The organism is Neoroseomonas lacus (assembly GCF_014644535.1).
Lineage (GTDB): Bacteria > Pseudomonadota > Alphaproteobacteria > Acetobacterales > Acetobacteraceae > Neoroseomonas > Neoroseomonas lacus.
This window is the reverse complement of sequence record NZ_BMKW01000007.1, coordinates 242,377-256,119: the sequence shown is the minus strand read 5'-3', so window position 1 is coordinate 256,119 and position 13,743 is coordinate 242,377. Positions and strand designations below refer to the sequence as shown.

13 protein-coding genes are annotated in these 13,743 nt (G+C 67.2%); 7 read left to right on the top strand and 6 right to left on the bottom strand.

Annotation, left to right across the window (positions count from 1 at the left end):
- The 6 genes from IEY36_RS15455 to IEY36_RS15430 form a co-directional block, all read right to left on the bottom strand.
- Window positions 1–1,062 carry a pentapeptide repeat-containing protein gene (locus IEY36_RS15455; protein WP_188968154.1) on the bottom strand — a complete coding sequence of 354 codons (1,062 nt, stop codon included), beginning with the start codon at window positions 1,060–1,062 and terminating at the stop codon, window positions 1–3.
- Window positions 1,059–3,668: a DUF2169 family type VI secretion system accessory protein gene (locus IEY36_RS15450; protein ID WP_188968153.1), complete on the bottom strand. Its 2,610-nt coding sequence runs from the start codon at window positions 3,666–3,668 to the stop codon at window positions 1,059–1,061. Before IEY36_RS15450 ends, IEY36_RS15455 begins: the two co-directional genes overlap by 4 nt.
- 13 nt (window positions 3,669–3,681) lie before the next feature.
- A complete protein-coding gene (locus IEY36_RS15445) occupies window positions 3,682–4,038 on the bottom strand; it encodes a DUF3592 domain-containing protein (RefSeq protein ID WP_188968152.1) in 357 nt (118 codons plus the stop codon).
- A 15-nt stretch (window positions 4,039–4,053) separates the two neighbouring features.
- The gene (locus tag IEY36_RS15440; protein WP_188968151.1) at window positions 4,054–6,423 is read right to left on the bottom strand and encodes a type VI secretion system Vgr family protein; all 2,370 of its coding nucleotides are present in this window, start codon (window positions 6,421–6,423) and stop codon (window positions 4,054–4,056) included.
- 1,000 nt (window positions 6,424–7,423) lie between these two features.
- On the bottom strand, window positions 7,424–8,992 hold the full coding sequence (locus tag IEY36_RS15435) for a GMC family oxidoreductase (RefSeq protein ID WP_188968150.1): 1,569 nt from the start codon (window positions 8,990–8,992) through the stop codon (window positions 7,424–7,426).
- A gap of 5 nt (window positions 8,993–8,997) precedes the next feature.
- Window positions 8,998–10,566, bottom strand: a complete 1,569-nt coding sequence (locus IEY36_RS15430; protein WP_229681343.1) for an ABC transporter substrate-binding protein — start codon at window positions 10,564–10,566, stop codon at window positions 8,998–9,000.
- Between the two features lie 333 nt (window positions 10,567–10,899).
- Here IEY36_RS15430 and IEY36_RS15425 point away from each other — a divergent pair, with 333 nt between their 5' ends.
- The 7 genes from IEY36_RS15425 to IEY36_RS15395 all read left to right on the top strand — a co-directional run bounded on the left by IEY36_RS15425 (window position 10,900) and on the right by IEY36_RS15395 (window position 13,632).
- Window positions 10,900–11,106: a cold-shock protein gene (locus tag IEY36_RS15425; protein ID WP_188968149.1), complete on the top strand. Its 207-nt coding sequence runs from the start codon at window positions 10,900–10,902 to the stop codon at window positions 11,104–11,106.
- A gap of 98 nt (window positions 11,107–11,204) precedes the next feature.
- A complete protein-coding gene (locus tag IEY36_RS15420; protein ID WP_188968148.1) occupies window positions 11,205–11,477 on the top strand; it encodes a hypothetical protein in 273 nt (90 codons plus the stop codon).
- A gap of 340 nt (window positions 11,478–11,817) precedes the next feature.
- Complete coding sequence (locus IEY36_RS15415) at window positions 11,818–12,207, top strand: hypothetical protein (protein ID WP_188968147.1); 390 nt, start codon at window positions 11,818–11,820, stop codon at window positions 12,205–12,207.
- Window positions 12,208–12,303: 96 nt separating this feature from the next.
- A complete protein-coding gene (locus IEY36_RS15410; RefSeq protein ID WP_188968146.1) occupies window positions 12,304–12,615 on the top strand; it encodes an HU family DNA-binding protein in 312 nt (103 codons plus the stop codon).
- Window positions 12,616–12,647: 32 nt separating this feature from the next.
- Window positions 12,648–12,887 (top strand): helix-turn-helix domain-containing protein, encoded by a 240-nt coding sequence (locus IEY36_RS15405; protein WP_188968145.1) that lies wholly within the window; start codon window positions 12,648–12,650, stop codon window positions 12,885–12,887.
- A 293-nt stretch (window positions 12,888–13,180) separates the two neighbouring features.
- Window positions 13,181–13,360, top strand: a complete 180-nt coding sequence (locus IEY36_RS15400; protein ID WP_188968144.1) for a response regulator — start codon at window positions 13,181–13,183, stop codon at window positions 13,358–13,360.
- The gene (locus IEY36_RS15395; protein WP_308423171.1) at window positions 13,333–13,632 is read left to right on the top strand and encodes a LuxR C-terminal-related transcriptional regulator; all 300 of its coding nucleotides are present in this window, start codon (window positions 13,333–13,335) and stop codon (window positions 13,630–13,632) included. The genes IEY36_RS15400 and IEY36_RS15395 overlap by 28 nt, the downstream gene beginning before the upstream one ends.
- Window positions 13,633–13,743: the final 111 nt, after the last annotated feature.

Genomic DNA, 13,743 nt, shown 5'->3' with positions numbered 1-13,743 from the left:
TCAGCCCGGCTGCCAGCGCCGCTGCCACAGATCGGCCTCGGCGCGCTCGGCATCGGGCTTCAGCGCCCGGCCGCGATCGGGGATGCGCCCGCCAACGTCGCTGACCTGGTGCAGGTTCGCCCGCACCAGCGTAGCGCCGGCGAGGTCGGCGCCGTCAAGCACGGCATGGCTGAGGTCGGCATAGGTCATGTCGCAGCCGCCGAAGCGCGCGCGCGGCGCCTTCATCCCGACGCAGATCGCCTGGTAGAGCCGCGCGCCGGTCGCATCCGCCTCGGTGAGGTCGGCGCCCGAGAGGATGGCGTTGGACAGATCCGCCCCGCGCAGCACGGCGCCGCTCAGATCCGCCCCCATCAGGATCGCCTTCGCCATCACCGCGCGTTCGAACCACGCTCCGGCCGCCTTGGCCGTCTGCATGCCCGCCTGGGTGAGATCGGCGCCCGAGAAGTTGCAGCCGGTGAGGTTGCTGCCGTTGAATTGGCAGCCGACGAGGCTCAGCCCCTCCATCGAACGGCCGGCGAAGGTGGAGTCGAGGAACAGGGTGCGCATAAGCCGCGTGCCGACGAGCCCCGCATGAACGAGGTCGGCCTCGATGAAGACGGTGTCCTCGCAGATGGCGCGGGAGAGATCGATGCCCTCCGTGCGGCTCTTGATGAAGCGCGCCTTGGTCAGGTTCGCGCCCACGAAGGAGGTGCGCGACATCCGCGACTGCGCGAGGTTCGCCGTCCGCAGGTCGGCCCCGGCGAAGGAGGCGCCGCGCAGCCCGCAGGACACCGCGTTCCACATCGACGCCTTGGCGCCATCCAGCCGCACATGCGACATCGCGCATTCGACGAAGCTGGCCTGGGCGAGGTCGGCGCCCGACAGGTCGGCATTGTTGAGATGCGTGCGGGTCAGGATGGATTCGCGGATATTCGCCCCGCGCAGATTGGCGTTGGTGAAATTCGCCTCCTCGATGATGGCGCCTGAGATGTCGGCGCCGGACAGGTCCATCCCGGCGAAATTGTGCTGTCGTCCGAGCACCTCGCCGTCGCGCACCAGCGCCTCGATCATCGCGCGGCTCATGGGGGCGGGCTCCGTCGCGGGTTGAGCCGCACGCGCGCTCGCTGCACCCGATCGAGCCGGGTTTCGGTGTCGCCATGGATGCGCGCGAGGTCGGCTTCGTAGAGGCTGGTGTCGCTGAGGTCGGTGCCGCGGATATCGGCGCGCGCGAGCGATGCGCCCATCAGGTCCGCGCGGGTCAGGCGCGCGTGCCGCAGATCGGCGGTGATGAAGCGCGCCTCGCGCGCCCGCGCCAGGTCGAAGGAGGCGCCCTGCAGGTTGCAGTCGGAGAAATCCGCCCCGTCCATCATGGCGCCGTCGAACACCGCCCCTTCGAGATTGCTGCCGCGGAAATTCGCCCCCTTGCCCTTCGCGCCGGCAAAGCGCGCGCCGCGCAGGTCGCAACTGTCGACGAACATGGTGGCGCGCAGCTCGGCGCCGACGAACAGCGTGCCGGCGCCGCGTACGCCGATCAGGCTCGCCTTGGCGAGAAAGGCGCCCGACAGGTCGGCGCCCTGCAGGTTCGTCTTCACCATGACCGCGGCATCGAAGCGCGTTCCATGCGCGATGACGCCGGCGAGGCTCGCCTCATGCAGCACGATGTTGGCGGCGAGCGCCCCGCTGAGATCGGCGCCTTCGAACATTGCTTCGCTGACCAGGGCATTGGTGAGGTCGGCACGTTGCAGCCGCGTCTGGCGCAGGTCGGCGCCGCGCAGCACCGCGTCGCGCAGCACGGTATCGGACAGGTCCGCCTGGCGCAGCATGGCACGGCCCAGATTGGCGTCCTCGAGATCGGCGCCGCTGAAACGCGCGCCCTCAAGCCGCGCATGGGCCAGCACGGCGCGCTTTAGCATGGCGTTGGACAGATTCGCCCCGCTGAGATTGGCCCCGTCGAGCCACGCCTCCGTCAGGTCGAAGCGGGTGAGGTCGAGGCCAGACAGGTCGGCACCGCACAGGTTGAGCCGACGTCCGTCGCGCTTGCCATTCATCAGCCGCGCGCGCAGCGCCGCATTCGCGACAGCATCGAGCGGCGGCGCCGGCGCCTGGCCGTCGGCGCTGAGCAGATAGCCCTTGCGCTCGCCTTCCTCCGCTTCGCGCCACATCTGCATCGTCGCCGGGTCGGCGAGCAAGCCGCGCAGCATCGTGGCGTCGTCGCCACGGGCTTCGATGTCTGCCGCCGCCGCCTCCAGTTCCGCGCGCTTGCGCTCGGCGGAGAAAGGGGGCGGGCCGGAGAGCTTCTTGCGCGGATCGGGCGGCGTCATGCCGGCGGCCCGCGCGGCCTCGCCGGCCTCCGCCTCGCGCGCGGCCATGAAGGCCTCGCCCTGTTCCTTCATGCGTTCGGCCTCGGCGCGGATGCGCTCGATGACCGCGGGAAGTTGTTCGAGGCTGGGCAGCGGTTCCTCGGCGCGCGGCGGCGGCGGCCCGTGGATGGCGGGATCGAAGCCGAGAGCGGTCAGGCGCTGGCGCTCGCGCTCGTATTCGCGCAGCTCCCGGGCGCGGCCGCGCTTGCGCAGCAGGCCCTGCTCCTCGTTCATCTGCCGCTCCGCCTCCATGTCCGGGTCGGGGACGATGAGGTCGGCGGGCACCAGGGCGCTGTCGCGCAGGGCTTCCAGCGTGCCGTATTCCGGATGCATCCGGGCGGTCACCACCTCCTGGAAGGCTGCGGCCGGCCGCGGCGCGCCGAGCATGTCGGCACCGAGCACCAGGCGCGCAACGTCGCGGGCATCTTCCTCCTGCACGCGCACACGGCCGTGGTGGATCATCACCAGGCGCTTGCGGGCGGGAAAGAACCACACCGTGGTGAGCGAGAGCGGGACTTCCTCGAGCCGCTCCGCCCCGCGGCGCTGGATCAGGATGCGCGGCTGGATGCCCGGCAGGCGGCCGGTGAGCGCCGGCTCCTCGGGGTGCAGGTTGGTTAGGGCGTAGTCCTCGTCGCCCTTGAGGAAACCCGCGAAGCGCTGGTCCGGCTGGGCGGTCATCAGGATGCGCCAGTCGATGTCGCTGGCGAAGCCCGGGAACTCCTGCTCGAGCCAGCGCTGGCCATGGGTGCCCGCGAGGCTGCTGCGCTGCGGCCAGGCGATGTCGATCGGCCCGAAATTGACCGGCGCCAGCGTATCGGGCTTCGCGACACCCTGCGGCAGGACCACATTGGGCAGCCGGACGCGCATGCCCACACCCTGGATCGGCATTTCCTCGATGCCGCGGCCGAGCGGATTCTGCGCGAATTTGGGGCCGCCATAGGCGCGATCCCAACCCAGCGGCATCTCGACGAAGGGCAGCGGCTGGGTGGCCACGCCGTCCTGGATCCAGCGGTCGCCGACCGCCGCGAGTTGCTTCGTCACGCTGCCCAGCGTCACCGTGGCGGTGACCGTGCGGGCCGGCACGCCGCCCGGCACGAAGGCGCTGCCGGTGACGAGAAACTCCGCCGCGGTCTTGGGCAGGGCTGTGTCGAGCGCCGTCCCCGGCGGCAGCGCATCGGCGAGGAATTTCCACATGGCGACTTCGCCGAGCAGCGCGGGGCGGTGGCCGATCGGGCAGAAGCTGATGGCGGAGACGCCGAGGAAGAAACGACGCTGGAACTCGATCGGGCGCGACATCGTCGCCAGCGCCAGGGGCTTGAAGGTCTTCATCGCGGCGCAGCCGTCACGGGGCCAGCGCGACGCTGTCGGGGTGCCGTGGGTCGTAGCGCACTGCGATCTCCCGTCCCGGCGTGAAGGCCGGTGCCTCGGCGACCGACAGGATGCGGCGCACCGAGGCGCGCCAGGGCGGCCGTCCCTCGGCGTGAATTTCCAGGCGCACGATGATCTCGGGCGTGTCGTTGAAGCGCTTGCCGGTATCCTCGAGCCCGAGGATCACCGCCCGCGCCGGCGTTCCTTCGGCGCGGACGCGCATCTCCTCGCGATAGCGAAGATAGCCCGGTCCCCAGATCAGCGCCGGCACGCCGAGGACCACGGCACCGAGGACGCCGATCAACAATGCCAGTTGCCATGCGCCGCGCATCGCCTTTCCCGGTCCTCACGAAACGATCGTGAAGCCGGTCTTGATCGCGAAGGCATAGGTCTTTGCCTTCAGCGTCTTGTTTTTCAGTTCCAGGCCGCCGGTTTTGATGGCGATGCCGAAATTGTCCATTTTGATGCCGGCGACATCGAACTTGAGCACCGGCACGATGCCGATCGAGATCGTGGCGATGTCGATCTTCAGCCCGGCGATGCCCATCTTGAAGCCATAGGCGTCGCCGGCCGCGCTGCCCGACTTGAACCAGGACGGCGCGACCTGATTCACCGTGGGCGCCACCACGTTGATGATCGCGGAGCTGTTCGCCAGGATCGGGCCGGTGGAAATGAAGCTGATCGACGTGGTGGCGGTGAGCGAGTAGGTCGACGGCGTCGAGATGGTGTAGGCGTTGGTGACGGTCTCGCTGAAGGGTCCGGTGATAGTGCGGGTCTCGGTCGAGTGGAAGGTCTCGTCCACGGCGCCAGTCACGTCCCAGGTCATGGAGCCGTGGACGGTCTCCCCCAGATTGCCGCCGACATCGATGATGTCGTTACGCTTGATGCCGGTGTGGCGGTCGCCCGTGCCGAGAGCGGAAGATTGCGGCACCGTCGCCATCCCGACGGAGCGCGTCTCGAAATTCTCGACCTCGGTGATGAGGTCGCGCTCGGCATGGACGAAGATGTGCTCCGCGCCTTTCTTGTCCTCGAAGCGGATCTCGTTGAAGTTCGCCGCCGAGCCGTTCTGCGAGGAGCGCGACTTGATGCCGGCCTGGGTCTTGTTGGCCGGCAGATCGTAGGGCACCTCATTCTGCTGGTTGTAGACGCGCCCTGTCACGATCGGGCGGTCAGGGTCGCCTTCCAGGAAGTCGATGATGACCTCCTGCCCGACGCGCGGCAGGTGCATCTGTCCCCATTTGGTGCCGGCCCAGCCCTGCGAGACACGGATCCAGCACGACGATCCGTCATCGTCGGGCCCGTGCCGGTCCCAGGCGAACTTCACCTTCACCCGGCCGAATTTGTCGGTGTGGATTTCCTGACCCGAGGCGCCGGTGACGACGGCAGTCTGCGGTCCATGAACGAAGGGGTGCGGCGTCGCGCGTTCGGGCCGGAACGGAGTTTCGAACGGGATGCAGACGAAGTCATTTTCATAAAAGGGCGCGGAGACCTCGCGCTTGCCGCCGACTTCCATGGTCCAGTGGCTATAGTCCTCGGCCTTGTGTCTGACTTCGATGATCAGCAGCTTCGGATTCTCGTCCACATCCAGCGTTATCCGTGCGCCGGCGTCGAAGGCGGCGAAACTGCTCTCGCCGACCTGCCGATTGAAACGCGATTCCTCAGCGCCGATCAGCAGATCCGCCATCCTGGTCGCGTCGCTTGACCTGACCTCGGGCAGGGTGTCGGTCGCGCCATGATACTTCGCAAGATAGCGGCCGGGATACTCGATGCGCTCATGGTCGCTCATCTTCGCGACGCTTCGGTCCGAACCGGCGCGGGACGCGGCAGAAACTGCATCGACCGGGTTGAGCATGCTGTGGTCGCGAACCTGCCAGCGGCCGGTCCGGAATTCGAAATGCTCGTCGATCCGCCTGATCGTCCTTTCCCTATGGGTGGCGCGGACCGTGATCTCTGGCGTGTTCATGTCCCGGCACTGGCTATTGTTGTCGCAGAGCACCAGCGTGTGCGCCGTCTCCGAGTGGTCATGCCAGTAGAAGATGCCGGCCTGTTCCATGAGGCGTGTGATGAAGTCGAGGGCGGATTCACGATACTGGACGCAGAATTCGAGCTTCGGATAATCATCGTCAACGATGCTCGACGTGTAGGTCACGTCGTGGCGATCCAGGACATCCTTCACGATCTCGGGAATGCTGACGTTCTGGTAGATGCGGCAATCGGAGGTGAGCGAGAGAAACCAGACCGCGGGCACGACCTCGGCGCGCCATTCGAATTCGCCCTCATGCGTTGGCCGCCCGCGCGCGAGGTTGCGGATGATCCCGTGGAATGGGCGCCGGGCGGGAAATGTCGGCGTGTCGCTGCCCGGCGCATCCGATGAGCCGAATTCGAGAGACGAGCCGAATTCGAGCGACACGGCCTCGCCGAGCATTGATTTCACGTCAGCGACAGGCTCTGCCGTCACGAAGGCGATCTGCATCTCGAAAGGCCGGCAGAGCTGGTCCTTTCCCTGCAGCTTCGTCATCATCGCCTTGTTCGACCCGAGCTTCGCCGACTGGATTGCGAGCAAGCGGTGAGCCTGATCGTATGTCGTCATGCCATCCACCTGCTGCATCCGTGCCAGTCCACAGCGAAAGCCATGTTTCACTCCGCTCCCTGCTGGTTGACCCTGCGATCCGTCAGATGCCCGACCCACCCGAGCGTCGGGCGAGAAGCGAACCACGGCTTGGCGATCCTCACAACGCGGCGCCGTGAGGCGTTTTCGTGAAGTCTCCGACTTTGGCTGCTTCCGCGCGTCGTCAGTTGCCTGCAGCCAAGGATCGGGATAGGCCCTGTCTCGCCGCCAGCCGGTCGGGCTCGTGTGTTCGCAAGGCTCGCCATCCCGCGGGAGATCTGGGCTGTGGCGCGATCATGGGCGCCAGAACCTTCCACATCAGTCGCGAAGGGCGCGTTCTCTTTGCGTCTCCTGACCTCATTCGGCAGCGCGCCGAAACGTACGCAACCGCCGCGGCATTCGAGCCTGTGGCACTGGTCGAAGTGCACCCGCAGGGCGGCATCATCCGGTTCACCCACCGAGGGGGTCATGACGTCGCTACCAGGCAAGCCTCAACTCATTGAAACGACGTCGGAGCTTGGCCGATGTGTGCCAGAGGAATGAAGGGTCATGCGCAAGATCCAGGTTGCGTTTGCGTGGTCATTCGGCAGTCGGGCGGAACACGAACCAGCGCAACCCCAGCGGCATCTGCCACCTCGCGGCGCCTCGAACCTTCCCAAGCATCGGCGCCCCGGCAGGGACCTCCGATGCAGGGCAGCATCATACATGAGCCTCGGTACTGCAACGAAATTGGACGACCGCCCCGCGCATCGTGACGAATCGGCCGCCGGATGAGCGTTCGGAGTCCAAGGACCTGCGAGGTGCGCGAGGCGTGAAGCGCGCCAACAGGCGTCACTCGATGGTGCCGCAGCAGTGTGCCAATGATGCTGACGCGGCGGTCATCGTCATTGACAATCAGCCTGCGGCCGACGATCGGCAGCAGCTCCGAGCGGCGACGGCTCGCGCGGTTAGGGGAGCCGGAGGCCCGCCTCCGCGGCATCTCCGTGCGGGGCGAACGACCCGGCGCCGGGGGCGTGCCTCCGGCACGTCACGTTTACGGACACGAAAATGTGGATACTAACGTTCGCGTACGGCGAGCGTTGGTATCAGGCGTGACGCCAGCCTGAATTCAGGCCGATGCGCGCATGCGACGGGCCAGGTTCTCGCCGATCATCACGCAGGTGAAGTGGAGGTTGGCGCGGCAATCCGTCGGCATGATCGACGCATCGGCCACGCGCAGTCCGGTCACGCCGCGCACCTTGAGGTCGGGGTCGACCACGCCGCGCGGGTCCTCATGCGCGGTCATGCGGCAGGTGCCGGCGGCGTGCTGGATGTCGCCCGCCTCGCGCAGCATGATGGCGTCCAGCGCGTCATCCTCCAGGGCCGCGGTATCATGCATGGACAGGCCGCTTTCGCCGAACTGGATGGCCTCGGCGATCGCCGAGATTGGCGTGAGCGCGGTCAGAGTCGCCAAGCGTCGCACACCGTCGCGCAGCCGCAGCCGGTCGCGCGGGTCGTCGAGCATGTTCTCGTCGACAACGGGTTGCGCTTCCGGATCGGCCGAGGTCAGGCGCAGTTCCCCGCGCGAGAAGGCGTCATAGAGCGCGACGCCGATGGCGCCGACCGGCGCCGGTTCGCCATCTTCCGTCAGGCTGCGATGATTGTAGGCGATCATGATCATGTCGCGCTCGCCGCCGCCGGCGAGGCCACTGCTGTAGGTCAGGCAGCAATTGGTGTGGCGCGCATCGGCGCCGCGCGCGCGGAAGCCGGGCCTGAGGTCGATGCTCGCGCGCAGAATCGGATGATCCATCAGATGCTGGCCAACCGCCGGGAGGTCATGCAGGACGGCGATGCCGAGCGCGCGCAGCGCCGCCGCCGGGCCGATCCCAGAGCGCATGAGGATGGTCGGGCTATGGATCGCGCCGGCGCAGAGCACGATCTCACGGCCTTCGATCTCTTCCCATGCATCGCCGAATCGCACGCGCACGCCGCGCGCGCGGTTGCCGTCGAACAGCACGCGATCGACCAGCGCCCCGCCACGGATGGTGAGGTTGGCGCGGCCACGCGCGGGCTCCAGATAGCCGTCATTGGTCGTCACCCGCACCCCGTCGCGGAGGTTGATCGGGTTGCAGGAAATGCCTTCGCCTTCGGGCGCGTTGAGGTCCGGCTTCCAGCGATAACCCGCTGCCAGCGCCGCGTCGCGCAGCCCGAGATCGACCGCGCCCCATTGTTCGGCCGGCATGCGAAAGACGGGCAGGGGGCCACCCTGGCGGATGCCGGGTGCGATGCCGGTGTCGGCGTCATCCTCGATGGCATCGAACAACGGCAGCACGTCGCTGGCTGCCCATCCTTCGCACCCTGCCTCGGCCCAGGAATCGAAGGCGGCGGGTACGCCACGGATGGCGATCTGCGCGTTCACCGTCGAGGATCCGCCCATCGCCTTGCCGCGCCAGTAGAAGCGCGGTTCCTGCGCGGCGGTGCGGCGCGTCATCAGGCCCGGCCACTGCCATTCGGCCTGGTTCCTCGGGTCGTGCATGAAGGGGATGATATTGGCGCTGCGCAGCGCGTGCGGCGCATCGGCGGAACGCCAGTCGCGGCCGGCTTCGAGCAACAACACGCGACGATGGCCATCCTCGGACAGCCGCGCGGCAACCGGGGCGCCGGCGGAACCGGCGCCCACAACGATCACGTCATACATGGTGGTCAACGCTTTCCGACATTCCAAAACAGGGGGATGGCCGAGGGGATCAGGTTTTCCAGTTGCACGCGATGCACGGCGGGCTGGGCGAACTGGCCCCACGGCACGGCCATGCCCTGGCCGTAGATGATCTCCTGCATCTGCGCGGCGAGCGCCTGGCGCGCTTCCAGTGTCGGCGCCGCGGCAAATTGCGCGAAGAGCGGGGTCAGCGCTTCCTGGCAATGGAAGCCGCCGGTCAGCGCATTGGTGCAGTTGAAGCCGACGACGGAATTGGTCAGCGGGTTGTGCAGATCCACGCCCAGCGCATGCACGCCGAACACGCTCCAGCCGTCGCGGCGCGTGCGGCGGGCGAGCACCGAGGCCCAGTCCATCACCTGCATGTCCACCGTGAAGCCGGCGCGGCGGAGCCGGTCGGCGAGGATCTCGCTGGAGATCTTCGGCGCTTCGAGATCGTTGGCGACAAGCACGATCACCGGTTCGCCGGCGTAGCGCGTCTGCCGCAGCGCCTCGCGCGCCGCCTCGATGGAGGGGCGCTGCATCGGCTCGGTACCGACCGCGGATTCATAGGGTGAGCCGCAGATGAAGAACGCATTGCAGGTGCGAGAGTAGCGGTCCGACAGGCCCATGCCCGCCATCACCTCGCTCTGGTCCACCAGATGCAGTAGCACGCGGCGAATGGCGGGATCGGCGAAGGGGCCGGAGGCCGCATTGGTGCGGTAATGACCGGTGAATTGTTCGAGGCCGGTGAAGGATTGCACGCGCACGCGGCGGTCGCGCTCCAACTGCCCGAGCAGGTCGAAGGGCGCGTACTGGATGTAGTCGATCTCGCCGGTACGCATCGCCGAGACCGCGGTCGCACCATCGGGGATCACGCGGATGTCGAGCGCTTCGATGCGTGCCACTTTGCCGCCGGCCAGATGGTCGGCGGGTTCGGCGCGCGGCACATAGGCCGCGTTGCGGCGCAGCAGCATGCGGTCGCCGGTGCGATGGTCGGCACGGCTATAGGTGAAGGGGCCGGAGCCGATGATCTCGGTGATGCGTTCCGTCCCCGGCGTGCGGGCCAGGCGCTCCGGCATCATGAACGGCACGGGCGAGGAGGTGGTGCCGAGCGTCTCCAGCACCAGGCCGAAGGGTTCCTTCAGCGTCAGGGTGAAGCTGCGCGCGTCCTTGGTCTCGATCGAGCCGATCGCCGCCAGCATGCGGCTGCCAAGGGCGCTGCGCGTGCCCCAGCGCTGGATGGAGGCGACGCAATCGGCGGCCGTCACCGGCGTGCCGTCATGCCAGGCAAGGCCCTCTCGCAGTGTGAAGGTCCAGGTCAGCCCGTCGGGCGAGGCCGTCCAGGATTGCACCATCTGCGGCTGCACCCGACCCTGGCTGTCCATGGCGAACAACGTGTCGAACACCATGTAGCCGAAGGTGCGGGTGATGTAGGCCGGGGTGAAATGCGGGTCGAGGGTAACGATCTCGGCCTCGAGCACTGCGGTGAGGGTCTGCGCCCGCGGCGCGCTGATGGGCAGGAGAAGCGCGCCCAGCATCAACAGGGCGATGAGCCTTCGCAAAGGGCGACGTGGCATGACGAACTCCGGCTGGATCACAAAGTTCAGCACAGGTGACTTTACAAGCCGGCACCGCGTCAATGCCCGGGCTGGGGCATTATGGCTGCGGCGGCCAGCGCCCAGCGATGATTGAGGAAAGGGTAGGCAAGCCCTGTTCATTCTGCGCGCTGCCTGAAGCAACGCTTGTAATCGCCCTTGATGCGCCTATGTTCACTGCGTCAGCCTTGTTTGGTTCGGCCTGCTCTCCTAGCTCGTGATCGAGCGCCGAGCCCGCTGCCCGCTCCCTACAGAAGTTTGATCCGCCGTGCGGGTTCGTGCGTGCGGTACATCTTGTTTGATCGGAATACTTCCATGTCCAACGGCACCATCAAGTGGTTCAACGCGACCAAGGGCTTTGGCTTCATCCAGCCGGATGACGGCACCAATGACGTGTTCGTCCACATCTCCGACGTGGAGCGTGCCGGCATCTCGGCGCTGCGCGAAGGCGACAAGCTCACCTATGACGTGCAGCGCGGCCAGCAGGGCAAGATGTCGGCCTGCAACCTGAAGCTCGCCTGAACACCACGCCTGCGATGGGTGGGCGCATCAGCGCCCACCTGTCTGCTTTGTCCTCCGCTCCATCAGGGCGTTCTTGAGGACGGTTCGGCCAGCGTGCCATGCAACGCCAATGGCGTCGCGCCGCGGCCGACCACGTAGTCACCAATCTTCCTCTTTCTGACTTCAAGGATCTTGGCACCGTGTCCGCATGGACCCGGCGGCCGAACATGCACATGCACACACTGACTACCCTCAACGCCACACCCTGGCATCCGAAGCATCCCTCCGGTTCCAATCTACAGCACCCCGCCCATGACGTGGCGACGGCGCCCCAACCGACGGGTCTCACCAAGGCCGAAATCCGCAGGATCATTCTCGACCTCATCGGCTGAGGACCATATCGCCATCCTTGCCGGCGGCTTTCGGGCGTCCGGGCATCGCGCGGCAGGTGACGCCGGTCCGCGGGCGGCGCCATGGCGCGCATGCCCATTCACCTCGGCGAGCCGGGCAGGCGAGCAACGCTGCCCGGCTTGCCTGCGCCCCGGGGCGCGGCAATCGTCCCACAAGCGCTGCGCCTAGCATGAACCTGCTGTCGCCGATCCGGGCTCCACGAGTGGATGGTGGGCAGGACGCGAGCGTCCCATCGAGGCGCGAGCGCCAAAATCCTGCGACGCTGTTGGTACGGTTCCGTCCCCGACGCCGATTCGAAAAGCCCTGCCCGGCAAGTATCCGTTGGAGAACAAAACAAGAATCTGCTATAGCGCCGCCATCAACAGGAGAATGGTCATGGCGGCAAGGCGGCCGGCGGCACTGCGTCCCCTCGATGCGGCATTGATGCGGCTGCAGGCCATGGCGGCGCGCGGAGTCCAGCCGGCGCGGATGGGACGGGAGGTCGGCATCATCGTTGCGGAATGGCTCGATGCGCCGGATGCGGATCCCGATGACGTCCGGTCGCGACTCGACGAATTGCGGGAACAACTGGCCGCGGGCGTCCTCGATGCCGAGGAGCAGGTGTCCTATGTCGATCCGGAAGAAACCGGCGCGGTGAAGCAGGCAGGCACTACCCTCGCGGCCTTGGTCGCGACTCGTGATGCGGTGGAGCAGGCGCGCGATGCCCTGTAGGGTCGTTGCTGGCGCAATGCCCGCATGCGAGACATGCCGCTGACAAGTTTCGCCGGCTCGGCTATGGAATCGCCATTCGCAACGGAGATCCTGCCTGTGTCGAAGAAGTTCCTGACCGAGGTCATCGCCGGCTCCACCGATCTGTCCGGCGTTGCCGCGACGAAGCTGGCCGGCGATATCATTGAGGCGATCAAGACCGAGATCGTGCAGAGCGGCCGATTCACCATCCCCGATTTCGGCGCCTTCATCGTTCGCGAGACCCCGAAGCGTACCGGCCTGAACCCGAAGACCGGCGAGAAGGTCCAGATCAAGGCCGGTGCGACGGTTCGCTTCAAGGCCAGCCCGTCGCTCAAGACCGCGGCCCTGGGCGGCGTCAAGAAGGCCAAGCGCAAGGCTGCGAAGGGCTGAGGCCCGCGACGGTGGGGGAGCGAACGGCTCGCATGAAAACAGTCCTGACGCCGCTGCTGTGCCGCGAGGCCCGCGCGCTGTTGGACCTCGACACGGCAGAGGTTGCCTTCGTGGCCCGCATTCCAGTCGCAGTGCTGGAGACTTTCGAGGCCGGTCACGCCACACCGTCCGAAACGGTCCTCGCCACGCTCAGGCGGGTGTTCGAACTCGGCGGCGTCGCCTTCACGCCGGAGCGCAGCAAGCGGGGCGTCGAGCTCCGGGTCTGCGCCTGACGCATCCGGGCCAACGCCCGGATGCCCGCCGACCGACCCTTGACGTGACGCCATGAGGCGGCGCGCGGCAATGCGCGCGCCGCCTCATGGTCGTCGCCGGCAACCTGATCTCCATACCCCATCGGCATCGCGCCGCCCGCCATCGCAAGGACCGAACCTCGTAGTATTGCGAGGTTTTGGAGTGCCGCCCTCCCGCGATACCCGCCTCCAGACAAGAACGGTTCCGTACTGCCTCGGCTGCCGATGTTGCTGCTGGCTGGCGTCCTGCTGCTGGATGTGCGGATGCGCCCGGCATGGCTGGGCTCGCCCCGCCGGCCGCCATGTCCGAGCGTGGCCTGCGCTTCCCCATCGTTGTCGTCACGGCGCATGGCGATGTGGCGTTGGCCGTCAGCGCCATGATGGCCGGCGCCTGCGACTTCATCGAGAAGCCCTATACTAGGCAAGCATCCTTGGCGCCGCCGAGAGCGCGCTGAAGCGGTGCGATGAGCCACACGCCCGTGCTGACGGCGCCAAGGATGCCGCGGCAAGCATCGGCGCGCGCTCTCCGCGTGAAACTGAGGTGTTGCCGGGTCTCGTTGCCGAACAGGCCAACAAGATGATCGCCTTCGACCTGAAGGTCGGCACGCGCACCGTGGAGTTCCATCGCGCCAACCTGATGCAGAAATTTCAGGTCGGCAGCTTTACGGAGGCCGTGCGGCTGGCGGTGGCGGCCGGCTTGTGGCCTCGCCCCGGCATGGAGAAATGACGCGGCCTGGTCCCGGGGCCTGTCACGACAATGTCGCCGCGCCTCGTCATGTCTTCATGGCGGCGTCGGCGAGCAAGCCTGTTATGAGAAGGATCAAAGCGCACCGCCAAC

Excerpts from the sequence above, each read along its gene's own strand:
- IEY36_RS15445 (WP_188968152.1), bottom strand. The coding sequence starts at position 4,038 with ATGCGCGGCGCATGGCAACTGGCATTGTTGATCGGCGTCCTCGGTGCC.
- IEY36_RS15430 (WP_229681343.1), bottom strand. The coding sequence starts at position 10,566 with ATGCCACGTCGCCCTTTGCGAAGGCTCATCGCCCTGTTGATGCTGGGC.
- IEY36_RS15400 (WP_188968144.1), top strand. The coding sequence starts at position 13,181 with ATGGCTGGGCTCGCCCCGCCGGCCGCCATGTCCGAGCGTGGCCTGCGC.
- IEY36_RS15450 (WP_188968153.1), bottom strand. The coding sequence starts at position 3,668 with ATGAAGACCTTCAAGCCCCTGGCGCTGGCGACGATGTCGCGCCCGATC.
- IEY36_RS15420 (WP_188968148.1), top strand. The coding sequence starts at position 11,205 with ATGCAACGCCAATGGCGTCGCGCCGCGGCCGACCACGTAGTCACCAAT.
- IEY36_RS15455 (WP_188968154.1), bottom strand. The coding sequence starts at position 1,062 with ATGAGCCGCGCGATGATCGAGGCGCTGGTGCGCGACGGCGAGGTGCTC.
- IEY36_RS15425 (WP_188968149.1), top strand. The coding sequence starts at position 10,900 with ATGTCCAACGGCACCATCAAGTGGTTCAACGCGACCAAGGGCTTTGGC.
- IEY36_RS15435 (WP_188968150.1), bottom strand. The coding sequence starts at position 8,992 with ATGTATGACGTGATCGTTGTGGGCGCCGGTTCCGCCGGCGCCCCGGTT.
- IEY36_RS15405 (WP_188968145.1), top strand. The coding sequence starts at position 12,648 with ATGAAAACAGTCCTGACGCCGCTGCTGTGCCGCGAGGCCCGCGCGCTG.